The following is a 23,508-nucleotide window of genomic DNA, read 5'->3' as shown; positions in this document are numbered from 1 at the left end:
CGAGCAAAGAAAGGCTTTTGCCGCTGCGTCTTTTTGGCCTATGAGTGTCGCGCATTTTTCAGATGAAGGACGCCGCCGGTGACGACCGGTTGGCGTGATCCGGTCGGGACACATGTCGCACAACACATTCGGTCATCTCTTCCGCGTAACCACCTGGGGTGAGAGCCACGGGCCGGCGCTGGGCTGCGTCGTCGACGGCTGCGCTCCCGGTCTGCGCTTCAAGCTCGAGGACATTCAGGTCTGGCTCGACAAGCGAAAGCCCGGCCAGTCGCGCTTTGTAACGCAGCGTCGCGAAGCCGATCTCGTCCAGGTGCTGTCCGGCGTTATGCTGGACGCCGACGGCGAGACGATGATCACAACAGGCACGCCGATCTCGATGATGATCGAGAACACCGACCAGCGCTCCAAGGATTACGGCGAGATCGCACGACAGTACCGGCCCGGCCATGCCGACTATACCTACGATGTAAAATACGGCATCCGCGACTACCGCGGCGGCGGCCGCTCGTCAGCCCGCGAAACGGCTGCACGCGTGGCAGCCGGCGGCATTGCCCGCCTCGTCGTGCCTGGCGTCAAGGTGCGTGGCGCCCTGGTGCAGATCGGCAAGCACAAGATCAACCGCCAGAACTGGGATTGGGATCAGGTCGATCAGAACCCGTTCTTTGCGCCGGACCCTGAGATCGTTCCTGTCTGGGAAGACTATCTCGACGGCATCCGCAAGAACGGCTCGTCGATCGGCGCCGTTGTCGAGGTCGTGGCCGAGGGCGTACCGGCAGGTCTGGGTGCGCCGATCTATGGAAAGCTCGACCAGGATATCGCCTCGCTGCTGATGTCAATCAACGCCGTCAAGGGCGTCGAAATCGGCAATGGCTTCGAGGCCGCCGAGATCACCGGCGAGGAAAACGCCGACGAGATGCGCATGGGCAATGACGGCAAGCCGTTGTTCCTGTCGAACAAGGCCGGCGGCATTCTCGGCGGCATTTCCACCGGTCAGCCTGTTATCGCGCGTTTCGCCATCAAGCCGACCTCATCGATCCTGACCGAGCGCCAGTCGATCGATGCAGACGGTAACAATGTCGATATCCGTACCAAGGGACGGCACGATCCATGCGTCGGCATTCGCGCCGTGCCGATCGGCGAAGCGATGGTCGCCTGCGCCATTGCCGACCACTATCTCCGTGACCGCGGCCAGACCGGCCGGCTGAAATAGGAACACTGACATGCCTTACGATCAGAAGCGCGTCGTCGATGCGATCCGGGCCTTCGAGGCTGGCGAAATTGTCGTGGTGATGGATGACAACGACCGCGAGAACGAAGGCGACCTGATCGTTGCGGCCGTCCATTGTACTGCGGAGAAGATGGCGTTCATCGTGCGTCACACCTCCGGCATCGTCTGCACACCGATGCCGAAGGAAGAAGCCCGCCGGCTCAATCTGAATGCAATGGTTGCTGAAAACGACTCGGCCCACACGACGGCCTTCACCGTTTCGGTCGATTTCAAGCACGGCACGACGACGGGCATTTCCGCTGATGACCGGACGCTGACTGTTCGCAGCCTGGCCAACCCCAATGTCGGCGCCGGGGACTTCGTGCGTCCGGGCCACATCTTCCCGCTGGTCGCGCGCGAAGGCGGCGTGCTCATGCGCTCGGGTCACACCGAAGCCGCCGTCGATCTCTGCAAGCTTGCCGGGCTTCCGCCGATCGGCGTGATCTGCGAGTTGGTCAATGATGACGGTACCGTCACGCGCGGACCGCAGGTGGTCGAGTTCGCCGAAAAGCACGACTTGAAGCTCGTGTCGGTGGCCGATCTGATTGCCTATCGCCAGCGCAAGGAAACACTGATCGAACTCGGCGCCAGCTTTGATGTCGAAACGCCCTTCGGCAAGGCCAAAGCCCATACCTACTCGCTCCCCTGGGATCCGATGCAGCACCTCGCCGTCGTCTTTGGCGATATCCGCGACGGCATCGATATTCCAGTACGCCTACACCCCGAAAACGTCGCCGAGGACCTCTTCGGGAAGCGGAGCCCGGTCGATCACTACATGCAGAAGATCGCCGAGGAAGGCCGTGGCATCATCGTCTATCTCCGCGAAGGCTCCGTCGGCGTCGGCCATTACGACAACGGCCGCAAGACGCGTAGCCAGGGCCGCGAATCCCACGCCGAAGCTAAGAGCCGCGAAAGCGAATGGCTGGAGATCGGCCTTGGCGCGCAGATCCTCAAGGACCTCGGCGTCACGTCGATCAAGCTGCTCACCAGCCGCGAGCGTCACTACGTCGGCCTCGAGGGCTTTGGGATCAAAATCGCCAATACGGAGATTTGCTGAGATTCAGCTAGATAGTGTTGGCAAAGGTCTCAATATCGACGAGACGATCGTTGCGATAGGTTATCGAGAAGTCGTACGCATAAGGCTGCAGAATGTAATACCGGCGGCGCCACTGCGCTATAAGGCTGCTACAGCTCCCGGTATGCTTGGTGCATGCGAAGCTGAGCGTGCGATCAGAAGCGTTTGGTAGAATGCGCGTGATCGTTGTATTTTAGATGCTGCGCACTCAGCCAAGCCACCCCTTGCTCCGGACCTCCCAAGTATCCAGAATCCGCAATAGGCAGATTTGTGCATCCCACTCCGTACGGAAACGGCTCCAAATCGATCTCGAAGGAGTCTCGTTGCGCACAGCTTTCAGGATCCGGCCATCTTTCGAGGCCGTGCAGTAACCCAAGTGAGATATCGTAATGCAGATCGCGCAGCATCCGATAGTTTCCCAGGGAAACAATACCGTCGGGACTTATCGAGGTGATGTGGCTCTTGAGATTTGCGACGTAGGCGGCGGCGCATCCGGCCAGCGCGGCGACCACTGAAAGAAATCGAAGAATACGGCGAACCTTGACGAAAGCGAGCATCGCTGTGTCTAGATGTAACGGGCGGAGCTCGGCCAGCGAGGTTTGAAAGGCTGGTGGTCGTCCCTCACAATGATGGTGTCGCGGAGTCAGAAATGGCCTGCTCCATAGCATCACGGAGAGACGACCATGAGCGAGTATGCCGGCATCGACGTGTCATTGGAATACTCAAGTGTGTGCGTGGTGGATGCGGATGGCCGCATCGTGCGGGAGGCAAAAGTGCTCAGCGAGCCCGATGCGTTGATCGCCTGGTTTGGCGAGCACGGCGTGGCCATGGAACGAATTGGTCTGGAGGCCGGTCCCTTGTCGCAATGGCTGCACGCCGGGATGACAGAGGCGGGTCTTGGCGGTCGAACTGATCGAGACGCGCCACGTGCGTGCCGCCTTCAAGACGATGCCGGTGAAGACGGACAAGAAGGATGCGCGGGGTATTGCGCAGTTGATGCGGCTTGGCTGGTTCAGGCCAGTCCACTGCAGATCGCTTCCGGCCCAAGAGGTTCGTGCTCTGCTGACCGGCCGCAAGCTCATCCAGGGCAAGCTTCACGACATCGAGATGAGCATCCGCGGCATTTTGCGCGGTTTTGGCCTCAAGGTGGGGCCGACGACGCGGCGCACCTATGCGGCACGCATCCGCGAGCTGATTGAAGGTCACCCGACCTTGGAGGCGATCGCCGCGTCGCTGTTGAAGGTGCGCGACGCGCTTGCGGACGAATTTGCCGGGTTTGAACGAAAGCTCCGTGCCTTGGCCCGTCAGGACGACAACGCACGGCGGCTGATGACGACGCCCGGCGTTGGCGTCGTGGTGGCGCTGACATTCGCATCGGCCGTTGATGCGCCCGAGCGTTTCCGCTCATCCCGAGCGGTCGGGCCGCATTTCGGACTGACGCCAAAGAAGTACCAATCGGGCGAGACCGACTATAGCGGTCGCATCTCGAAGATCGACGATGTGGGCGTACGAACCGCGCTCTACGAGGCGGCCAACGTCATCCTGACGCGCCCCGTGAAGGGTTCGGATCTGAAGAGCTGGGCGCTGGCGGTCGCCAGGCGCGCGGGTCCCAGAAAGGCGCGCGTTGCGCTGGCCCGCAAGCTGGCGGTGGTGTTGCACCACATGCTCAGGGATAAAACCAACTTCATCCCCCACAAGGCGACGTCAGCCATGGCCGCCTGAGCCGGAAGGAGACAACAACAGGGTTCGGGCGGGCGCTGCCATCAGCCCCCCCGGAGCAAGGTCCCTTCGCCGGGACGATGGATGGGCTAGGCTGCCGAAAGGCAAGCAGCACTCAGGTGACTGCGCGTCAGCAGACCCCATAGAGCAGCGGCCAAGCGTCGACTGCGGGCAGGATCGGTTGCTCGGCGGCGTTGACGCCATGCAATTGAAAGACGTGCTTTGACGTATCCATGCCAATACGGATAATCTGATCCACGGACGGCTCCTTCGTTTGAGATCGTTAACGACTCACTCTGGCACATTTCGATGCCGTTCGGGGCCGTCCACCCCAACAGAAGCAAGCACTTGGCGAGGGACTAAGCTCACAAGGGATTGACTCAAGGCCCGTTACAGAAGCCTTTCATCTAGCTCTTCGTATACCACCCATCCAGCAGCACGATCTTCTCCAGTCCCGCAAACTTTGCCACGCGCTCCAGTTCGGCATGCAGCCTTTCGAGCCGCCCGGCCGCAGCCTTCACGCTCGGCTCCAGCCACAGCCGCTTCACGTCCAGCGTTCCGCCTTTGCGATCGGCCTTCATGTCGATGCGACCGATCAGCTTGTCGCCTTCCAGAAGCGGGAAGACGTAGTAGCCGTATTCCCGCTTGGGTTCGGGCACGAACACCTCGATGCGATAAAAGAAGCCGAAGAGACGTTCGGTGCGATTGCGGTCGCGGATCATCGGATCGAAGGGGCTGAGCACGCGAACGCGCGGCGGCGCATCGGGATAGTCCTGAAGGCTCGTCAGCAGATCCAGGAAGGCCCAGGAGGCTCGCGGTTTGCCGCCAAGCGCCGGCTCTATCAGAACCTCGGTCAACTCGTCGCGATGCGCGTTGACCCATGCTTTCGCTTCATCGGGCGACAGCAGATCCCAGAAAGCGGCGATCTCGCCATGCGTTGCAAAGCCCAGGCGCGTCAGCGCACTGCGGCAGGCCCAGTCGACAAACTCCTCACGACTGACTTCTGGCTCGTGGAATTCGGCGGGAATGACGCGCTCGACCAAATCATAGATCTTCTGGAAGTTGGAGCGTCCGGCGATGGCGAACTTGCCGGTGCGCCAGAAATATTCGAGCGCCGTCTTGTTCGGATGCCAGTTCCACCAGCCGCCGGAAACGTGCCCATCCGCCTTGATCTCGCGGGCCATGATTGCTCCGTCGCGAGCAACCCGCTTAAATGTCTCGTCGAAGGCGTGTTCGAACCCCTCCCCCTGCCATTTTCGCCAGCGTTCGCCGATCACCTCTTCCTCGTGGCGAAACTTGTGTTTCCAGTATCGGAAAAAGGCGCTGGGCAGGATCGAGGCGTCATGCGTCCAGTGCTCGAAAAGCGAGCCTTCCTTCTCCAGAAGTGCAGTCAGATGCTCGCGCTTGTAAGTCTGGTTGCGGGAAAACAGGATCTGGTGGTGCGCCCGCTCCACCGTCTGAATGCTATCCACCTGCACGAAGCCGATCTCGTGGATGAGTTCCAGCAGGCCGGCCTTCGTCAACGCCTTGTTCGGCGGCGCGCTCAGGCCCTGCTTGGCGAGGAATATGCGGCGGGCATCGGAATTCGAAATGAGATTCGTCATCTGCGCATCATAGAACGGAAAATGTTCCTAGCCACCCGATATGTTGGCACGATCATCAGGTAGGAGCAGCCGGCATTCAATGCGAGATTTTGAGCTTTCAAAGTGCGAAATTCGTTATAGAACGGCCTCTCAATTCACGAGGGACCAAGTGGATATCCGTTTCGAAGGCGCAGGGGTCAGCTATGGTACGCGCGTCGCGCTGGCACCAGTCACGCTGCAGCTCACAGAAAAGCGCGTCGGCATCATCGGCCTCAACGGGTCGGGCAAGACGACCTTTGCGCGTCTCATCAACGGCCTGACCAAGCCGAGCGTCGGGCGCGTGGTCGTCAACGGGCGCGATACCGCCGACGCCAAGGCGATCCTTACCGATGTCGGCTTCATCTTCCAGTCCCCGCAAAACCAGATCATCCTGCCCGTCGTGCGCGACGATATCGCCTTCGGCCTGAAGAGCCGCGGCTACAAACCGGCAGAAATAACAGCCAAGGTGGAGGCGGTCCTGCAGCGTTTCAGCGCCGCCCATCTTGCCGACCGCCGCGCGCACGAGCTTTCGGGCGGGGAGCTCCAACTTGCAGCCCTTTGCTCTGTGCTGGCTACCGGGCCCGACATTCTTATCCTGGACGAACCGACCAACCAGCTGGATCTCAAGAACCGCTGCCTCGTGCAGAGGCTGGTGGAAGGCCTTCCAGAGAACGCTATCGTCATCAGCCACGATCTGGAATTGGTCGCTGATTACGAACGCGTGCTGGTTTTCCACGAAGGCAACCTTGTTGCCGACGCGCCTGCCACAGAAGCGATCCGCCGCTACAAGGAGATCGCCAGCCGATGAAGTCGCTTTTCGTCGAAGGCAACAGCGCCATGCACCGCCTTTCCGCCCGCACCAAGCTGCTTGCGCTTGCCGCTCTTGGCGTCTTGCTCTTCCTTTCGGCGAACCTCCTGCTGCTTGCCCTGGCAGTGCTCGTAATGGCCACGATCTACTTCAGCATCGGCCTCTCGACGCGGTCAGCGCTTGCGCGCCTGAAGCCGATATTCCTGACCATCCTCGTCGTTGCGCTGTTCAGTCTTGCCTTCAATCCCTGGCATGTTGCGGTCGTCGCATTGCTGCGGCTGACGGCGTTGATGCTGTTTGCTGCCGCCGTGACGGCGACGACAACGATCGCGCAATTCATCGACGAGATTACGCTGCTGGCGCGGCCGTTGGAGCGCCTCGGCCTCCTCCGGGCCGACGATGTCGGCCTCGCTGTCGGCCTTGTCGTCCGCTTTGTTCCCGAGATTCTCGGCCGTTACCAGGCTATCCGCGAGGCGCACGCTGCACGGGGCATCAAGGTGCGACCGACAACAGTGCTCGTGCCACTGATCATTCTGACGCTGAGGGATGCGGATAACATTGCCGCGGCGATTGACGCGCGCGGCGTTCGGCGGCATGTCAATTTGAGAACTCGCTAACAGGAGCCCTGCATGAGCACTCGCGACCTCGTTCTCTCCGCTCTCTTTGCGGCCATCATCGTCGCGCTCGGCATTCTGCCGCCGATCACGCTTGGTTTCATTCCGGTACCGATCACCGCGCAGTCGCTCGGCGTGATGATGGCGGGTGTCGTGCTTGGTGCGCGCCGCGGCACGATCGCGGTCCTGATTGTTCTCGTGCTTGTCGCGATCGGCCTTCCGGTCTTGTCAGGCGGCCGCGGCGGGCTTGCCGCTTTCGCCGCACCGACCACCGGCTTCCTCATCGGTTGGGTATTCGCTGCTTTCGTGACCGGCTGGGTCAGCGAGCGGCTGGTCAAATCCGAACAGTCGGCGCTGGTGCAGACAGTCGGCTTTTTCCTTGCCGCAATGATCGGTGGCATCGTGGTTCTCTACGCCTTCGGCATCGTCTATCTGGCGGTCGCCGCCCAGCTTGGCCTCTCCAAGGCCTTCCTCGGCTCGATGGCGTTTATTCCTGGTGACGTCGTCAAGGCGTTCGTTGCGGCTCTTGTCGGCCGCGCGGTCATGGTCGGTTATCCCCTGCTGCCGGTGCGCAGCTAGTCGACGAAACCGTAAAGCCAGTCACGCGTGACCTCCGGAAGCGGGACTGGCGAACGATCTTCGCGTGAGCGTGCCTGCCAGATGATTTCGACCTCCGCAGAGCGCTCATCGCCAATATCGGCCGAAATGATGAAGCCAACCGAACGCACGCCGATCTTGTCGACCGATGCCGTGAACAGGACTCTCTCGTCGTAATGCATCGGCCGATGCAAGATGCAGGTCACCTTGCTGGCGATATAAAGCGGCTCATTCTCCAACCGTGGCCTTGACGACCAAAAGGTGGCCAGCACGGACTCGGCATAGGAAATATAGGAACCCAAAAATACCTGGCCGTTCATGTCGACGTCGCGGAACGGCACATTCATCTCAACGGTGCGCGTGACCTCGTTCATTGATCTTTCTACCAATTTCCCCCTCCCCGAAGACTAGCCGCGAGGTCGACCGAAGTAAACGGGAGGACCGGTGCGAGGAGCAAGGTGCGCGCTTGTTGAAATCGCAGCGTCGAGCCCCATCTGCTGTGGATCATGACGGGAGGTAAAGATAGAGTGATCCTATGAGCACCCGCCTTTACGAGCACCCGATTTTCCTGGAACACGTAACGCCCGCCGGCCATCCCGAACGGTCCGACCGTCTGCGGGCAATCAACGTGGCCCTGGAGCATCCGAATTTCGCTGGGCTTGACCGCAAGCGCGCGCCGCAAGCCGCCGAAGAGGCCGTGCTGCTTGCCCATCCCGAAGAGCACCTGCTTTCGGTCCTGCGCCAGGTGCCGGAAGAGGATGGCGAAATCAATCAGCTCGAAGCCGATACCTATGCCAGCAGAAAGAGCTTCGAAGCGGCACTGACGGGAATCGGCGGCGCGATGGCCGCTGTCGATGACGTCTTCACCGGCAAGGCGGACAACGTCTTCGTTGCTGCCCGCCCGCCCGGCCATCATGCCGAAAAATCGAGGGCGATGGGCTTCTGCTTCTTCAACAATGCCGCGATCGCCGCCCGTCATGCGCAGAAGGTGCACGGCGCCGAGCGCGTGGCGATCGTCGACTGGGACGTGCACCACGGCAACGGCACGCAGGATATCTTCTGGGACGATCCTTCGGTGCTCTTCTGCTCAACGCACCAGATGCCGCTTTATCCCGGCACCGGCGCCAAGGACGAGAGCGGTAAGCACGGCACCATTGTCAACGCGCCACTGTCTCCGAACGTTGGCAGTGATCACTTCCGCGAGGCATTCAAATCGCGCGTGCTGCCGGCGCTGTTCGATTTCCGTCCGGACCTGATCATCATCTCGGCCGGCTTCGACGCGCATCACCGCGATCCGCTGGCGCAGATCAATCTCGTCGGCGAAGATTTCGACTGGGCAACCGGGCGCTTGCTCGAGGTGGCCGACAAAAGTGCCGGAAACCGGGTCGTCAGCCTGCTGGAAGGCGGCTATGATCTCGAAGGCCTCGCCGAATCGGCCGGCCTGCATATTCTCAGAATGATGAAGGGTTGAGTATGACTGACAGCGCCAAGCCGGAGGTTTCCGGTCTTTCCTTCGAGAAGGCTGTTGCCGAACTCGAAAGCATCGTGGCCCGGCTGGAACGCGGCGACGTGGCGCTGGACGAATCCATCGAGATCTATGAGCGCGGCGAGGCGCTGAAGAAGCATTGCGAAACGCTGCTGTCGGCTGCCGAAAACCGCATCGAAAAGATCCGCCTCGACCGCGCCGGCAAGCCGCAGGGCGTCGAGTCGCTTGACGGGCAGTGATCGTTCGACCACCGCCATTGCGCGCGGACTATTTCTCCAGACTGATCATCACGTAGGCTTCGCCGCCTTTCCTGTCATGCATGAAGACGAAGCAATGGCCCTGAATGGTGCCGGTAAATGGCACTCCCGCCTTGTTTCCCTGCGGCGGCGCATCTGCGACCTCGGCGATGGTGCGCAGAAACTGCGCATGAAGGGTGGGATTCGAGCGGTTGGGGCTCGTGACGGCGCATTCCCGCTTCAGCTTGACCTGAACGGATATAGAATCGTCGCTGGTCATGCCGATGTTCGAATCGCCAAGCTTGGTGGTTTCCTTCACGCCGTAGCGCTTTGCCTTGGTAAGGGCCGAGGCGAAGGATGGCGCGGAGCGCAAGTAAACATCCTTGAATGCGGCAATGGCGATATCCGTTCCCCTGATTCCGGCGGCGGGTGCAGCCATGCCCACCTGCGGGAGCGCAATGCCTGCAACAAGCGTCATTGCAAGAAGGGCAGATGCCGTTTTGGGCGTTGCCGTTATGAACATAATCGTCATACTATTGTTTCTCCGTTGTTTTTTTATTTTCTGGAAGCAGGAGGCCGTCATCGGCTGAAAATTTCCTGTAGGTAATGCGGGCATAGTTTTCCGGCAGGTTCCGCTTGATGCTCCCTGAACGGTTGGGGCGCCTCCGATCCCACAAGACGGGCCGTCTCGTTCTTGAAGAAGACGCCGCTCGAACCCGTCGAGACGATATCGACGATGCCGGCGTCGACGATTTCGCCCTTTCCGATCACGATAGAATTATCGCCTAGAATTGGAATTTGCGGATTCGAGCCCTTTACACCGGGCAAGCCGACATTTCCAAAGCCCATTGCCGCGCCGCTGTTGCCGTTGCTGCAATTGACCAAGGTGACGATGTAGCGCCCGGGCTCAATTGGCCGGAAAGACGTGCGGATGTCTTCGACGGCCGTTGCCTTGGCGATCGCTGGCAGGTTCAGCGTAAGCATCTGCATCGAAAAGCTTGGCAAACTCCTTCAGGGCCTTGTCGCCATAGAAACCGGTGGGCTGTCCCAACTCGACAAAAGGACCCGGATCGATCCTGCCATCGACGATCTTCTGGAGGCGGACCTGACCTCTCTGGCAATAAGTCTCGTTCAATGAGACACGACCGCTGCGGCACCTTTCTCCTGAACCATGGGTTCGCGCGCTTGCCGGCCTCCTTTGCGCTCTCGTTCATTTCCAGCGAATTCGGATTTGTCCCGCAGGAGGAGAGAGCTACTCCCACTGCCAAGAGACCGGCTGTTGCGCTCGTCTTTCTAACCTTACGCCTTTGATTATATTGCATATACGACAATATTCCCGCTGTTCAAAACACCTCTTTTGCTGGCAGGTATTTCAAAATGAAACAAGGCATCCCGGCCGTTCCGGCAGCAAAGTCTGCTGGTCGGTGAAGAAACGCTTTATACTATCGAACGGATTATATCGGCTGTGCCGCATTGCCGGCCGCCGCTTGCCTCTGCGCCGCTTGCGGTTAAGGTGTTGCTACTCTGATCGGAGACCCGCTCATGTCCTTCTTCCCCGGTAAAGACCCCCTGCCCGGCGACGCCTTCAGTTGCGACGCGATCGAGAACCTCATCATCCCGCGCACCAGCGATATCGGCGGTTTCGAGGTGCGGCGAGCGCTGCCGACGCGGCAGCGGCGGCTCGTCGGGCCGTTCATCTTCTTCGACCGCATGGGGCCGGCGATCCTGAAGCCGAACGAGGCCCTGGACGTACGGCCGCATCCGCATATCGGGCTGTCGACGGTCACCTACCTCTTCGACGGCGAGATCCGGCATCGGGACAGCCTCGGCACCGAGAAGGTCATTCGCCCCGGCGATATCAACCTGATGACGGCAGGACGCGGCATCGTGCATTCCGAGCGCACGCCCGACAACTTGCGCGGCCATCCGCTGTTGATGTCGGGCCTGCAGACATGGCTTGCCCTGCCCGACGACAAAGAGGAGATCGATCCCTCCTTTGCACACACCGAAAAGAGCGACATGCCCGTGATCGACGAACGTGGCGTGCGCGGACGCGTCGTCATCGGATCGTTCGAGGGAATGTCCTCGCCGGTGAAGGTGTTCTCGGACACGCTCTATGCCGATATCAGTCTCGAGGCCGGCGTAAAGTTTCCCTTCGCTGCGGGACACGAGGAGAGGGCGGCCTACGTGCTGTCAGGCGAAGTCGTGATATCGGGCGATAGATTTGCCGCCGATCAGCTCCTCGTCTTCCGCCCCGGCGATGCGATCACGCTCGAAGCAGGCAGAGAGGGCTGCCATCTGATGCTGTTCGGTGGAGCGGCACTGAACTCGAAGCGCTACATCTGGTGGAACTTCGTTTCGTCCTCGAAAGAGCGCATCGAAAAGGCAAAGGAAGAGTGGCGGACCGGCAAGTTCGACATCGTTCCGGGGGACGAAGAAGAATTCATACCTTTGCCGGAAGGATGATCTCCTCTAGAAAGGAGTTTCAGCCGTTCTTGAAATCGACTTTTTTCACCGCAATTTATGGCTTAAAGGCATCCTGCCCAAGAATGACAAGAAAGAGCGCCCACCCGTGACACAACCGCCGAAGACGCCGCTGCTGGACAAGGTTACCTATCCGGCCGACCTCCGACAGCTGGAGGATCGCGACCTGCCGCAGCTTGCGCGCGAGGTGCGGGATGAAATGATCGACGCGGTGTCACGCACCGGCGGCCATCTCGGCGCGGGCCTCGGCGTGGTGGAGCTGACGATTGCGATCCACAGCGTCTTTAATACGCCGGAAGATCGGCTGATCTTCGATGTCGGGCACCAGTGCTATCCGCACAAGATTCTGACCGGACGACGCGACCGCATCCGCACGCTGCGCCAGGAAGACGGACTTTCCGGTTTCACGCGGCGCGCTGAAAGCGAATACGATCCCTTTGGCGCCGCTCATTCTTCGACATCGATTTCCGCCGGCCTCGGCATGGCGGTTGCCTCGGAGCTCGACAAGACCGACCGCCGCGTGATCGCGGTGATCGGCGACGGCGCGATGTCGGCCGGCATGGCCTATGAGGCCTTGAACAACGCTGGCGCACTCGATGCCCGGCTGATCGTCATCCTCAACGACAACGACATGTCGATTGCGCCGCCGACCGGCGCGATGAGCGCCTATCTCGCGCGCCTAGCCTCCGGCCGCACCTACATGGGCTTTCGTGATTTCGGCAAGAAACTGACGGCCTACCTTGGTAAGAACGTCGATCGCGCCATCACCCGCGCGGTCGAGCATGCCCGCGGCTATGTGACTGGCGGGACCATGTTCGAAGAGATGGGCTTCTATCATATCGGTCCGATCGACGGTCATTCCTTCGAGCACCTGCTGCCGGTGCTGCGCAATGTACGAGACAATGCGGAAGGTCCGGTTCTGATCCATGTCGTGACGCAGAAGGGCAAGGGCTATGCGCCGGCGGAGGCGGCAGCCGACAAGTACCACGGCGTCAACAAGTTCGACGTCATCACCGGGGCGCAGGCGAAGGTGAAGCCGAACGCACCGAGCTACACGAGTGTTTTCGCCGAAGCGCTGGTGCACGAAGCGGAGCTCGACGACAAGATCGTCGGCATCACCGCCGCCATGCCCAACGGCACCGGGCTCGACAAGCTCGCAAGCGTCTTCCCGTCGCGGTGCTTCGATGTCGGCATCGCCGAACAGCATGCGGTGACCTTTGCGGCGGGCCTCGCAGCCGAGGGCTTCAAGCCGTTCGCCGCCCTCTACTCGACCTTCCTGCAGCGTGCATACGACCAGGTCGTCCACGACGTTGCGATCCAGGGGCTGCCGGTTCGCTTCCCCATCGATCGCGCCGGCTTTGTCGGCGCCGATGGCCCGACCCATGCAGGTTCGTTCGATACGACCTTCCTCGCCACCCTGCCCGGCTTCGTGGTCATGGCGGCGGCGGATGAGGCCGAACTGAAACACATGGTGCGAACCGCAGCGGCCTATGATGCCGGTCCGATCTCGTTCCGATATCCGCGCGGCGAAGGCGTCGGCATCGAAATGCCTGCCCGCGGCGAGATCCTGCAGATCGGCAAGGGCCGCGTCGTCAAGGAAGGCTCTAAGGTGGCGCTGCTTTCCTTCGGCACCCGCCTCGCCGACTGTCTACTTGCGGCAGAGGATCTGGATGCAGCCGGCCTTTCGACGACGGTTGCCGATGCGCGCTTTGCCAAGCCGCTGGATCACGAACTGATCCGCCAGCTTGCCCGCCACCACGAAATCCTGATCACCGTCGAGGAAGGTGCAATCGGTGGCTTCGGCAGCCAGGTCATCCAGTTCCTGGCGATGGACGGTCTCCTCGACAACGGCCTGAAGATCCGCTCGCTTGTCATGCCCGACGTGTGGATGGAACAGGCAAAGCCGGAAGTAATGAATGCCCACGCAGGCCTCGACCGTGCGGGGATCGTCTCGACGGTGTTCAAGGCGCTTGGCCGTGGCCTGGCTGTCGGCGTCGCAGGCTAGACTCCTGCATCCTTGCCGGCGCGAAATGGCGGCCTGACGCACAGGCCGTCTCTGCCTGCCTGCATTGACGACAGGCAAATTTCTCTCTAGCCGTAACGATCATGAAAATCGCAATGGCTCTCATCGTGGTGATGGAGCGCATGGGCGGGATGGCATAGCCATCCGGCGAAAGCACCCATGCGCGGTAAGCAGGCTCCTGACGGGGCCTTTTTTATGGCTGGAGTTCAGCGCGCCTCGTCAGGCTTTCGCCATCTCCCACGGAAAAGAGACCAACGCCATGACGGGCCACAATCCCATTGACACTTCGAGCACACCAAGGACCCGGACAACCGTAGTCCCTTCCACTGCTAGCCCGCCGCGGCTGACGACCCTCATCCTGCTCTCGGCGATCGCCGTGCTGCCGGTGAACGCGATCCTGCCGTCGCTACCGCATATTGCCGCGACGTTCCGAGCTGATTTCGCACTCGTCAACCTCGCGGTTGCCGGCTACGCGATCGCCACCGCCTTGACGAACCTCGTCGCGGGTGCAATCTCGGATCGATACGGACGCAGGCCGGTAGCATTAATTGCGATTTCGATATTCATCGCCGCGTCTGTTGGCTGCGCGCTCGCGACCAATATTGGCGTCTTCCTTCTGTTTCGGGCGATGCAAGCGTCCATAGCGACCTGCTTTTCCATCGCGCTCGTCGTCATCAAGGAAACGTCGGCCGAACGCAAAGCGGCGAGCAAGTTGGGTTATCTGGCCATGGGATGGGCGATCGCACCGATGCTCGGTCCGCTGCTTGGCGGGTTTCTGGACGAGTTGTTCGGATCGTCGTCTTCGCGATCCTTGGTGCGGCAGCACTCGCCTCGTCTATAGCGAGCTGAAAGAGACTGCTGCGATCTCTTCCGGCGCAAGGGCCAACTACCTCGCCTCCTATGGCCAGCTACTGTATTCGGCACGGTTCTGGACGTACACCCTGTGCATGACCTTCTCCATGGGTACACTTTACATCTTCCTTGGAGGCGCACCGTTGGCGATCGGTAAATCGCTTGACGGGTCAACCGCGGCACTGGGCCTCTACATGGGAATGATCCCCGCAGGCTTTATCCTGGGCAGCTATTTGGCTGGCCGCTACGCCTCCAGACTTCCGCTCGGCACCATGCTGGTTCTCGCGCGTCTGCTGACGTGCATGGGGCTGTTGGTCGGTTTGAGCCTGTCGATGTCGGGAAGTACCCACATCCTGGCATTCTTTGGGCCTTGCGTGTTCATCGGCATCGGCAACGGGCTGACCATGCCTGCCGCCAACACCGGCGGGCTTTCGGTGCATGTGGAACTCGCCGGAACTGCCGCAGGGCTGGCCGCTGCGATGTCGATCGCCGGTGGAGCGCTTGTCGTCGCGATTGCCGGTGTGTTTGTCGCGCAGTTAGCAACAGTCTATGCGCTCTTCGGGGCGATGCTGATATCGGCATCGCTCGCAATGTTGGCAGCTTTTCTGGATCGACCTATTGCCGAGCCAAATTCCTAGCGGGAGCGGTCTCCAAGCGGTCCGATAGCGGGAGTGTCCCCACCCCTTTGAAAGGGCGACCCGATCGGGCCGCCCTTCTTTTTCGTTCGAATGAGCCTGCGTCTCAGAACTCGGTCCAGTCTTCCTTGACGGCTGCGGCGGTTGCCGCCTTGCCGCCGAAGGCGCTGGCGACACGGCTGGTCAGGACACGAGCCGGAGAGGCGACCGGACGCGATGCGGCGTGGGCGGGAGCGGCGCGAGAGGCTGCCGCGACGACATTGTTGCCGAGATTGAACTGCTGCAGCAGATCGTCGAGGGCGCCGGCCTCCTGCGCGAGCGAATGGCTGGCCGCCGTCTGCTCTTCGACCATGGCCGCATTCTGCTGCGTACCCTGATCCATGTTGTTGACGGCCGTGTTGATCTCCTGCAGGCCGATCGACTGTTCGCGCGTTGCGGTGACGATGGCGCCGACATGCTTGTTGATCTCCTGGACGGCGCCGACGATCTCGGCCAGCGCCTTGCCGGTTTCGTCGACGAGCGAGACGCCGACATTGACCTGCGTGCCCGACGTGTTGATCAGCGCCTTGATCTCCTTGGCGGCGTTCGCCGAGCGCTGCGCCAGCTCACGCACTTCCTGCGCGACGACGGCAAAGCCCTTGCCCGCCTCACCGGCACGTGCCGCTTCGACGCCGGCATTCAGCGCCAAAAGGTTGGTTTGGAAGGCGATGTCGTCGATCACGCCGATGATATTGCTGATCGCACCGGAGGACTTTTCGATCTCCTGCATCGCAGAGACGGCCTTGCGGACGACATCGCCGGACTTCTCGGCGCCGAGGCGCGTGCGCTCGACCAGCTGGCCGACATCCTCGGCCCGCTTGGCGGAGTCGCGAACGGTGGTTGTGACCTCTTCGAGCGCTGCTGCGGTTTCCTCGACGGCAGCCGCCTGCTGCTCGGTCCGACGTGCGAGATCGTCGGCAGCCGAGCGGATCTCGCCGGCGCCGGCATTGATCGCGGAAGCATTGCGGCCGACGGACTGGAGGGCGCCCTGCAGCTTCTCGACGGCGTTGTTGAAGTCGCTGCGCAGGCGATCGAATTGCGATGCGAACGGCGTCGTGATGCGAACGGCGACGTTGCCGTTGGCGAGATCGGAAAGACCGCCGGCAAGGCCTTCGATGGCAAAGCGAAGTTCGGTTTCCTCGCGGGCCTTCTGTTCGTCGCTCGCCTGACGCTGACGCTCGGCGTCGCTACGCATGCGGTCTGTCTCGCCGGACAGGCGAAGCTTCTCGATCGCCGCATCCTTGAAGACCAGAACCGACTGGGCCATGCGGCCGACTTCGTCCTGGCGGTCCAGGGCCGGAACGTCGATGTTGTTCTGACCGCCGGCAAGGCGTCCCATCGCCGAGGTCATGCCGACGATCGGGCGAACGATGCTGCGCGACAGCATCCAGGCAAGAAGGACGGCGGCAAAAGCGGCAGCGATGCCGCCGGTCAGCAGCGTGGCACGGAGATCACTGCCGGCATCTGCCTGCAGAGCCGCAAGCGCGTTCGACTCATCGCGCGCGGCAGCCTTGATCTTGGCGGACGCCTGACGGAACCCGTCGAGCTGGCCCTTTGTTTCGTTGACGCCGATCTTGACGATCTGGTCGATCGGCATGTCGGTTTCCTTGCTAGCCTTGGACTGCGGTTCGGCAAGCTCGTGGAAATAGAGATCGGCGGCCTTCTGCATACCGTCGATCTGCTGGATGAAATCTCTGTTGCCGGCTGCGGTTTCGCGTGCAGCGGCGATCGCCTTCAGCATGCGCTCGCGGTTCGCAAAGATGTCACCATAGGTGCTGTCGCTGCGGAACAGCAGGAAGCCGCGCAGGTTCACCGCCTGTTCGAGCATGGCCTGCAGCGCGTCATCGATCTGGTTGACCAGACGCTCGGACTTCTTCTGCTGCTCTGAAGCGGCGGAAACGGCGCCTGCTTTCGAGTAGACAAAGGCGGAAACGGACAGAAAGATAAGGATCAGCACTGCGAATGTCGCAGCGAGCTTACCATTCAAGGACATGTTTCTAGCAAACATCAGTCAATCTCTCCTGACGGCCTGCGGCCATGGGGAAACGGCACGCCAAGGCATGCCCGGAAAATTCGGAGGATGGGAACATGATCGGCAAATTGGGAGGTGGGCCATCATGGCGGGAAGCAGCTTCACAAGCCGCTGCAATCCGCCCGACCCTATGACGGCAGACTTTAAATTTGCTTAAGTTTGTGCGACGCGGCGAACGTCGCGAGCGAGACACCGAAGCGTTTCTGGAACAAAAGGCTTGCAAGGCTTGGCTTTGCCCTGCAAGGACAGCGCATGTCAGATCAGAACACACAACGCCTCGACCAGCTTCTTGTCAGCCTTGGTCTCTTCGCCAGCCGGTCCCGCGCGCGAGATGCCGTGCAGCGCGGCACCGTGAAGGTCGGCGGCAAGGTGGTGACGAAGGCCGGCGCACTATTTGGCAAGGATGCCGCCATCGAGATCGACGATCCGGCGCAGGACTATGTCTCGCGCGCTGCGTTGAAGCTGGCAGCTGCGCTGGATCACTTCAAGCTCGATCCGTGGGGGCATCGCTGTCTCGATGTCGGTGCTTCGACCGGCGGCTTCACGGAAGTCCTGCTGGCGCGCGGTGCGGCACACGTCACCGCGATCGATGTCGGGCATGGCCAGATGCATCCGCGCATATCGAACGATCCTCGCGTGACCAACATCGAAGGCCTGAACGCCCGCAACCTGACGGCCGAGGATATCGGGCACCCGATCACCTTCATTGTGTCGGACGTTTCCTTCATCTCGCTGAAGCTAGCGCTGGCCCCTGCCCTCGACCTTGCGGAAAAGGGAGCCATCGCTGCTCTCCTCGTCAAGCCGCAATTCGAAGCCGGGCGCGATGCGATCGGCAAAGGCGGGCTTCTCAAGGACCCGTCTTCGGCGCCTGATGTCGCAGCCGAACTCGAGCGTTGGTTCGTCGACGATATGGACTGGAACAGCCTTGGCCTCATCCCCTCCCCGATCGCCGGCGGCGACGGGAACCAGGAATTTCTACTCGCAGGAACGAAACCTTGAGCACGCAAACAGTTACGATCGAAAAGCTCGGCGCCCAAGGCGACGGGATCGTGCATGCAGACGGCGCGCCGATCTACGTGCCCTTCACTCTGCCCGGCGAAACCGTCGCCATAGTGCGCGTTAAAAACCATGGCACGCTGATGTCCATCGCGACCCCATCAGGCGATCGTCAGGACCCGCCCTGCCGCCATTTCGGCCCGGACGGAATGAACGGCACCTGTGGCGGCTGCAGCCTGCAGCACATGAACGATGCGGCCTACCGCCGCTTCAAGCGGCAGCTCGTCGTCGATGCGCTGAAATCGAAGGGGCTAACGTCCGACGTTGCCGACCTCGTCGCCGCTCATCCCGGCGAGCGCCGACGCGTCGTCTTCGCCGCGCGGCGAACCGAGAAGGACATGCTGATCGGCTTCAATCAGGCCGAAAGCCACCACATCGTCGCCATCGAGGAATGTCCCATCTCGTCGGCGGGCATCATGGCCAGGCTGCCGGCGATCAAGGCGATTGGTGCAGCACTTGCCAATAGCGCCGAAGCGTTCCGCATCACCGTATTGGAGACCCTGTCGGGCCTCGATCTTGCGGTCGACGGCATCAAGAAGCTCTCCGACCAGCAGCGTCGCAAGGCGATTGAGACTGTGCTTTCCCTTCGCGGCATCGCCCGCGTCTCGCTCAACGACGAGATCCTCGTCGAACCATCCAAGCCGATCGTCGACTTCGGCGGCGTCAATGTCGTTCCGCCACCCGGTAGTTTCACGCAGGCGACCAAGCCAGCGGAAGATGCGATGGCGGAACTCGTTCTGGCGCATGTCGGCAAGGCGAAACGCATCGCCGATCTCTTTGCCGGTGCCGGCACGTTTTCACTTCGCCTTGCCCGGGTCGGTCGCGTGCATGCGGTCGAGAGCGAGGACAAGCCACTGGCGGCGCTAGATCATGCCGCTCGCAACACGCAGGGCCTCAAGCCAGTCAGCGTCGAGAAACGGGACCTCTTCCGCCGGCCATTGATGACCTCGGAGCTGAAAGTCTACGACGCTGTGGTCTTCGATCCGCCGCGCGCCGGGGCAGAGTTTCAGTGCAAGGAATTGGCGCGCTCGAACGTCAAGAAGATTGTGGCGGTCAGCTGCAATCCCGTGACGCTCGCCCGCGATCTCGCTCTTCTTGTCGAGGGAGGCTATCGCATCACCGGTGTGACGCCGATCGATCAGTTCTTGTGGACGCCGCATGTCGAGGTCGTAGCTGCGCTGGAGAAATAAGAGGTTGCCCTGCGAGCACGGCGAATCTCAACGGTCTTGAGCACCCCGAAAGGAATTCGATGCGTTTTATCAATCCCATCCCTTTCGTCCGCGACATAAATCGCTCCAAGGAATTCTACCGCAAAACACTTGGCCTGCAGATTTTGGAGGACTTCGGAAACTTCGTCCTTTTCGAGACTGGCTTTGCGATCCATGACGGAAGGTCGCTTGAACAAACGATCTGGCGGCAATCGCCTGTTACTGAAGAATCCTATGGGCGAAGAAACTTGCTTTTGTATTTTGAACATGAGGATGTCGATGCGGCCTTCGAAAGCATCGCACCACATGTCGAGCTGATCCATCCTGTCGAACGGCAAACATGGGGGCAAAGGGTCTTCCGTTTTTATGACCCTGACAGGCATGCGATCGAAATCGGGGAGCCTCAAAATCTTGGGCCTCACAGCCATTCGTAGAGGTCCTGATCCTCGCAATAAGATCGCCGGTTCTGGCTCACGACTACTTCCGTCGCAAGTCCCTGACTTGGGTATTCCAGAGTCAGTTAAAGGCCCGCGTTTCTGAACTTACCCCATAAAGTTGGACAACAACCTTCGGGGGTCAGTTCAGATCGTGCGGGCCTTTTCGTTCCGAGCTTTGCTTGCCTCAGGCGGCGCGACGACTGTACGCAGCAGCCTGGGATGCTTGGAGGTTGAACTGGCCAAGCAACTGCATCAGCTTTGCCGCCTCCTGCGCCAGCCCGTGACTTGCCGCCGTCTGCTCCTCGACCATGGCGGCATTCTGCTGCGTGCCCTGGTCCATGGTGTTGACCGCAGTGTTGATCTCGGCCAGTCCGGTCGACTGCTCGCGGGTTGCCGTGACTATCGCATCGACGTGGCGGTTGATTTCCTGGACCTGGCCGACGATCGTCTCCAGCGCCTTGCCGGTATCGCCGACGAGCGTCACGCCGGAGCGAACTTGATCGTTCGAGGCGGTGATCAGGCTTTCGATTTCCTTGGCGGCCTTAGCCGAACGCTGTGCCAGTTCGCGTACTTCCTGAGCCACAACAGCAAATCCCTTGCCGGCTTCACCTGCACGGGCTGCTTCGACGCCGGCGTTCAGCGCCAACAGGTTGGTCTGGAAGGCGATATCATCGATGACACCGATGATGTTGGCGATCTTCTGCGACGACTGTTCGATCTCGGTCATCGCCGAAACAGCCTTGCGAACGATATTGCCGGATTCTTCTGCACCGTTGCGGGTACGGGAGACGAGATTGCCGGCTTCCTCGGCGCGTCGAGCCGTGTCCTTGACCGTCGTCGTAATCTCCTCGAGCGCTGCTGCCGTTTCCTCGACCGAAGCCGCCTGCTGCTCGGTGCGGCGGGCAAGGCCGTCCGCCGCGGTGCGGATTTCGCTGGCGCCGGCATCGATGGCATGAGCGTTGTTGCCGACGGCATGCAGGGCACCGTGGAGCTTGGTGACGGCCGTGTTGAAGTCATTGCGAAGGCGGTCGAGGTGTGGTGCAAATGGCGTCTCGATGCGATGCGCAAGGTTGCCGTCCGACAGCGCATCTAGGGCGCTGGCAAGCGCGTCGACTGCATCGCGGATTTCCGCTGCTTCGCGGTTCTTCTGCTGCTCGCGTTCCCGGCCTTCGCGCTCGGTGAGTGTGCGGCCGGTTTCAGCTTCGCCCTCCAGACGCTGGCGATCGATCGCGTTCTTCTTGAAGACGGCAACGGCCTCGGCCATCGAACCGATCTGGTCACGGCGCTGTTCGCCGGGAATGGCGACCAACAGATCACCCGCCGCGAGTTTCTGCATCGCGGCGGTCATATCCGTCACAGGACGGATCACGAGGCCATGCAGCAGCCACGCCATGGCGGCGATCATCAGGCCGACGGCGAGAACCGTGGCAATCGTTGCGGCAATGCGGAATTCGTTCAATGACGCGAAGGCGGCATCGCTGTCGACGACGAAGCCGAGATACCATTCTACCGAGGGCAGACCTGCGACCGGCATGAAGCTGACAAGGACATCCTTGCCGGCAAACTCAGTCGGGGCCAGCCCCGCTTTAATCGCCGGCGTCTCAGCCGGAAATGCGTCGGCGAGCGTCTTTGTCACCAGCTTCGCGTCCGGATGGATCAGAATCTGTCCGCTCTTGTTGACGAGGAAGGCCGTGCCCTTACCGCCGAGATCGATCTCCTTGATCATGTCCACCATGGTCTTCAGCGAGAAGTCGCTGCCGACGACGCCGGCCAGTTTGCCAATGTGGCTGACAGGAACAGCGGAACTGATGATGAGATCGCCGCTCGACGCATCGACATATGGTTCGGTCATGACGGCCGCGTTGGCCTTGACTGCGTCCTGATACCAAGGGCGCTTGCGCGGATCATAGCCGTCCGGCATCGGCAGCTTCGGCCACATGGTGAAGACGCCCTGCTCGTCGCCGAAATAGGTGCTGACGAACTGGCTCGTCAGAACATCATTCTGGAGCACGGCTTCGACGCCTTTCTGATCCGTGGCGCGGCCGATGGCGTTAGCGACCATCGCGGTCAGCGTCACACGCCCGTTCATCCAGTTGGCCAGGCTGTTGGCTGCCTGCTCACCGGAGGAGCTGATGTTGGCTTCGATCGCGGCGGTCGCGGTGCTCCGCTCGACGGAATTGATGTAATAGGAAAAGGCGGCAAAGGCCGCGAGAACAACGGCAGACGCGGCAACGAGGATGCGCGTCATCAAGTTCGTCTTCTTTTTCAAGGGTTTTCCTTTTGTGAGCGGTCCCGCGCCGTACTTGACGAAACGCGGGCTACTCGATGCGCAGACAATGGGCAAAGCTGAACAAAGCACCTCATGCGCCCGGACAGCTGCGACATCTGCGCGCCGTCACGCCCCTAATATTAGAGGGGTATTTAAAACAGGCTTAAAATCTAACAAAATTCAAATAATTCCGACGTCAGCGCCGCATGAAGGCTTCGAAGGCGGCCCTCGCTTCGGCGCTGTGCAGGCGATCGAAGAAGTGGCGCGCCTCGTCATCGATGCGGGCAATGATCTCATCGCGGTCGCCGCGGATCAGGTTGCGCGCGATCTTCAGCGCTTCCGGCGGTTTGGCCGCGAGTTTGGCGGCGGTGGCCAGTGTCGTGGCTTCGACCTCGTCGGGCGCGCAGACCTTCCAGACAAGTCCTGCCTCCCGTGCTTCCTCGCCGGAGAAGCCCTCGCCCGCTGCCAGCAGCGCGAAGGCGCGCTGGTGTCCCATGATGCGCGGCGCAAGCAGGCTGGATCCCGCCTCCGGAACGAGCGCGAGATCGACGAACGGTGCGCGGAACTGGCTGCGCGCTGAAGCGATGGTCAGGTCGCAATGCATGTGCATTGTGGTTCCGATCCCGATCGCCAAGCCGTCCACGCCGGAGACGATCGGCTTTTCGGACCGGACCATGGCATAGAGGAACTCAACGATCTCCCGCGGCATGGCGCCACCCATGGCGGCGGCCAGGAAATCACCCAGGTCGTTGCCTGCGGAAAAGCAGCCTTCGGTGCCAAGAAAGGCCGTTGCCCGGATCTGCGTGTCGCCGTTGGCGGCGATCAGCGCGTCCGCCATCGTCCGATACATCGCCCGGGTGATGGCATTTTTCTTTTCCGGCCTGTTGATGCGGATGATCTGGATGCCGGGGTGGGCTGTATCCTGCTCGACGATGACCTGGTCTGTCATGATGGCTCCAATGAAAGAACACAAGGGGCAAAACGCCTTCAACTGGCGGCTTTTCCTTGGGTTCGGTTGTGGTTTGACCGGCATTGGCGCCGATCGGCTA

Annotated in this window: 21 protein-coding genes and 2 pseudogenes; 14 read left to right on the top strand and 9 right to left on the bottom strand. The window is 61.1% G+C overall.

What is annotated here, in order from left to right; translation table 11 throughout:
* The first annotated feature begins 112 nt into the window (after positions 1-112).
* Positions 113-1,210, top strand: a complete 1,098-nt coding sequence (gene aroC, locus FHT71_RS16530) for a chorismate synthase (protein WP_007793174.1) — start codon at positions 113-115, stop codon at positions 1,208-1,210.
* Between the two features lie 10 nt (positions 1,211-1,220).
* On the top strand, positions 1,221-2,324 hold the full coding sequence (gene ribB / locus FHT71_RS16525) for a 3,4-dihydroxy-2-butanone-4-phosphate synthase (RefSeq protein WP_183720959.1): 1,104 nt from the start codon (positions 1,221-1,223) through the stop codon (positions 2,322-2,324).
* Positions 2,325-2,497: 173 nt separating this feature from the next.
* Here the strand turns inward: ribB and FHT71_RS16520 are convergent, their stop codons facing one another.
* Positions 2,498-2,899 (bottom strand): hypothetical protein, encoded by a 402-nt coding sequence (locus FHT71_RS16520; protein ID WP_183720956.1) that lies wholly within the window; start codon positions 2,897-2,899, stop codon positions 2,498-2,500.
* A 126-nt stretch (positions 2,900-3,025) separates the two neighbouring features.
* Here FHT71_RS16520 and FHT71_RS16515 point away from each other — a divergent pair.
* Positions 3,026-4,064, top strand: a pseudogene (locus tag FHT71_RS16515) (IS110 family transposase).
* Positions 4,065-4,191: 127 nt separating this feature from the next.
* On the opposite strand, the gene FHT71_RS32160 reads toward FHT71_RS16515, so the two are convergent.
* Positions 4,192-4,320: a hypothetical protein gene (locus FHT71_RS32160; RefSeq protein ID WP_281412159.1), complete on the bottom strand. Its 129-nt coding sequence runs from the start codon at positions 4,318-4,320 to the stop codon at positions 4,192-4,194.
* A 148-nt stretch (positions 4,321-4,468) separates the two neighbouring features.
* Entirely contained in the window at positions 4,469-5,665 is a 1,197-nt protein-coding gene (locus tag FHT71_RS16510; RefSeq protein ID WP_183720954.1) for a winged helix-turn-helix domain-containing protein, read from the bottom strand.
* 148 nt (positions 5,666-5,813) lie between these two features.
* Here FHT71_RS16510 and FHT71_RS16505 point away from each other — a divergent pair, with 148 nt between their 5' ends.
* Genes FHT71_RS16505 through FHT71_RS16495 form a run of 3 tightly spaced genes read left to right on the top strand, consistent with a single transcriptional unit; the run spans position 5,814 to position 7,684 of the window.
* Positions 5,814-6,491 (top strand): ABC transporter ATP-binding protein, encoded by a 678-nt coding sequence (locus FHT71_RS16505; protein WP_132588463.1) that lies wholly within the window; start codon positions 5,814-5,816, stop codon positions 6,489-6,491.
* Entirely contained in the window at positions 6,488-7,108 is a 621-nt protein-coding gene (locus FHT71_RS16500; RefSeq protein ID WP_183720951.1) for a CbiQ family ECF transporter T component, read from the top strand. Before FHT71_RS16505 ends, FHT71_RS16500 begins: the two co-directional genes overlap by 4 nt.
* 12 nt (positions 7,109-7,120) lie before the next feature.
* Positions 7,121-7,684, top strand: a complete 564-nt coding sequence (locus FHT71_RS16495) for a biotin transporter BioY (protein WP_132588461.1) — start codon at positions 7,121-7,123, stop codon at positions 7,682-7,684.
* On the opposite strand, the gene FHT71_RS16490 is transcribed toward FHT71_RS16495, so the two are convergent.
* A complete protein-coding gene (locus FHT71_RS16490; RefSeq protein ID WP_037082786.1) occupies positions 7,681-8,076 on the bottom strand; it encodes a hotdog domain-containing protein in 396 nt (131 codons plus the stop codon). The two genes, FHT71_RS16495 and FHT71_RS16490, sit on opposite strands and share 4 nt — an antisense overlap.
* 161 nt (positions 8,077-8,237) lie before the next feature.
* Between FHT71_RS16490 and FHT71_RS16485 the strand changes: the two genes are divergently transcribed.
* Both FHT71_RS16485 and FHT71_RS16480 read left to right on the top strand, forming a co-directional pair.
* Positions 8,238-9,173, top strand: a complete 936-nt coding sequence (locus FHT71_RS16485; protein ID WP_007793196.1) for a histone deacetylase family protein — start codon at positions 8,238-8,240, stop codon at positions 9,171-9,173.
* Positions 9,174-9,175: 2 nt separating this feature from the next.
* On the top strand, positions 9,176-9,427 hold the full coding sequence (locus FHT71_RS16480) for an exodeoxyribonuclease VII small subunit (RefSeq protein ID WP_132588460.1): 252 nt from the start codon (positions 9,176-9,178) through the stop codon (positions 9,425-9,427).
* 28 nt (positions 9,428-9,455) lie between these two features.
* Here FHT71_RS16480 and FHT71_RS16475 read toward each other — a convergent pair whose 3' ends face one another.
* Both FHT71_RS16475 and FHT71_RS16470 read right to left on the bottom strand, forming a co-directional pair.
* Positions 9,456-9,956, bottom strand: coding sequence for a hypothetical protein (locus tag FHT71_RS16475; protein WP_132588459.1), 501 nt, complete (start codon positions 9,954-9,956; stop codon positions 9,456-9,458).
* Positions 9,957-10,003: 47 nt separating this feature from the next.
* Complete coding sequence (locus FHT71_RS16470; protein WP_183720948.1) at positions 10,004-10,414, bottom strand: hypothetical protein; 411 nt, start codon at positions 10,412-10,414, stop codon at positions 10,004-10,006.
* A 552-nt stretch (positions 10,415-10,966) separates the two neighbouring features.
* Between FHT71_RS16470 and FHT71_RS16465 the strand changes: the two genes are divergently transcribed.
* The 3 genes and pseudogenes from FHT71_RS16465 to FHT71_RS16455 all read left to right on the top strand — a co-directional run bounded on the left by FHT71_RS16465 (position 10,967) and on the right by FHT71_RS16455 (position 15,421).
* Positions 10,967-11,890: a pirin family protein gene (locus tag FHT71_RS16465; protein WP_183720945.1), complete on the top strand. Its 924-nt coding sequence runs from the start codon at positions 10,967-10,969 to the stop codon at positions 11,888-11,890.
* 106 nt (positions 11,891-11,996) lie between these two features.
* Positions 11,997-13,913 carry a 1-deoxy-D-xylulose-5-phosphate synthase gene (gene dxs / locus FHT71_RS16460; RefSeq protein WP_132588455.1) on the top strand — a complete coding sequence of 639 codons (1,917 nt, stop codon included), beginning with the start codon at positions 11,997-11,999 and terminating at the stop codon, positions 13,911-13,913.
* 277 nt (positions 13,914-14,190) lie between these two features.
* Positions 14,191-15,421, top strand: a pseudogene (locus tag FHT71_RS16455) (MFS transporter).
* Between the two features lie 103 nt (positions 15,422-15,524).
* Here FHT71_RS16455 and FHT71_RS16450 read toward each other — a convergent pair.
* The gene (locus FHT71_RS16450) at positions 15,525-17,465 is read right to left on the bottom strand and encodes a methyl-accepting chemotaxis protein (protein WP_183720942.1); all 1,941 of its coding nucleotides are present in this window, start codon (positions 17,463-17,465) and stop codon (positions 15,525-15,527) included.
* Between the two features lie 276 nt (positions 17,466-17,741).
* Between FHT71_RS16450 and FHT71_RS16445 the strand changes: the two genes are divergently transcribed.
* From FHT71_RS16445 to FHT71_RS16435, 3 genes are read left to right on the top strand one after another with little or no spacing between them, the layout of a single operon-like run.
* Positions 17,742-18,488: a TlyA family RNA methyltransferase gene (locus FHT71_RS16445; protein WP_183720940.1), complete on the top strand. Its 747-nt coding sequence runs from the start codon at positions 17,742-17,744 to the stop codon at positions 18,486-18,488.
* Positions 18,485-19,735 (top strand): class I SAM-dependent RNA methyltransferase, encoded by a 1,251-nt coding sequence (locus FHT71_RS16440; RefSeq protein WP_132588452.1) that lies wholly within the window; start codon positions 18,485-18,487, stop codon positions 19,733-19,735. Before FHT71_RS16445 ends, FHT71_RS16440 begins: the two co-directional genes overlap by 4 nt.
* Positions 19,736-19,794: 59 nt before the next feature.
* Entirely contained in the window at positions 19,795-20,187 is a 393-nt protein-coding gene (locus FHT71_RS16435; protein WP_183720937.1) for a VOC family protein, read from the top strand.
* Positions 20,188-20,374: 187 nt separating this feature from the next.
* Here the strand turns inward: FHT71_RS16435 and FHT71_RS16430 are convergent, their stop codons facing one another.
* Together FHT71_RS16430 and FHT71_RS16425 are read right to left on the bottom strand one after the other, a co-directional pair.
* The gene (locus FHT71_RS16430; RefSeq protein WP_183720934.1) at positions 20,375-22,459 is read right to left on the bottom strand and encodes a methyl-accepting chemotaxis protein; all 2,085 of its coding nucleotides are present in this window, start codon (positions 22,457-22,459) and stop codon (positions 20,375-20,377) included.
* Positions 22,460-22,655: 196 nt separating this feature from the next.
* Entirely contained in the window at positions 22,656-23,408 is a 753-nt protein-coding gene (locus tag FHT71_RS16425) for a crotonase/enoyl-CoA hydratase family protein (protein ID WP_132588450.1), read from the bottom strand.
* Between the last annotated feature and the right edge of the window lie 100 nt (positions 23,409-23,508).

Origin of the sequence: Rhizobium sp. BK060 (assembly GCF_014193145.1) — a bacterium.
Lineage (GTDB): Bacteria > Pseudomonadota > Alphaproteobacteria > Rhizobiales > Rhizobiaceae > Rhizobium.
The sequence above is the reverse complement of the archived record's forward strand: the minus strand, read 5'-3'. Positions and strand labels throughout refer to the sequence as shown.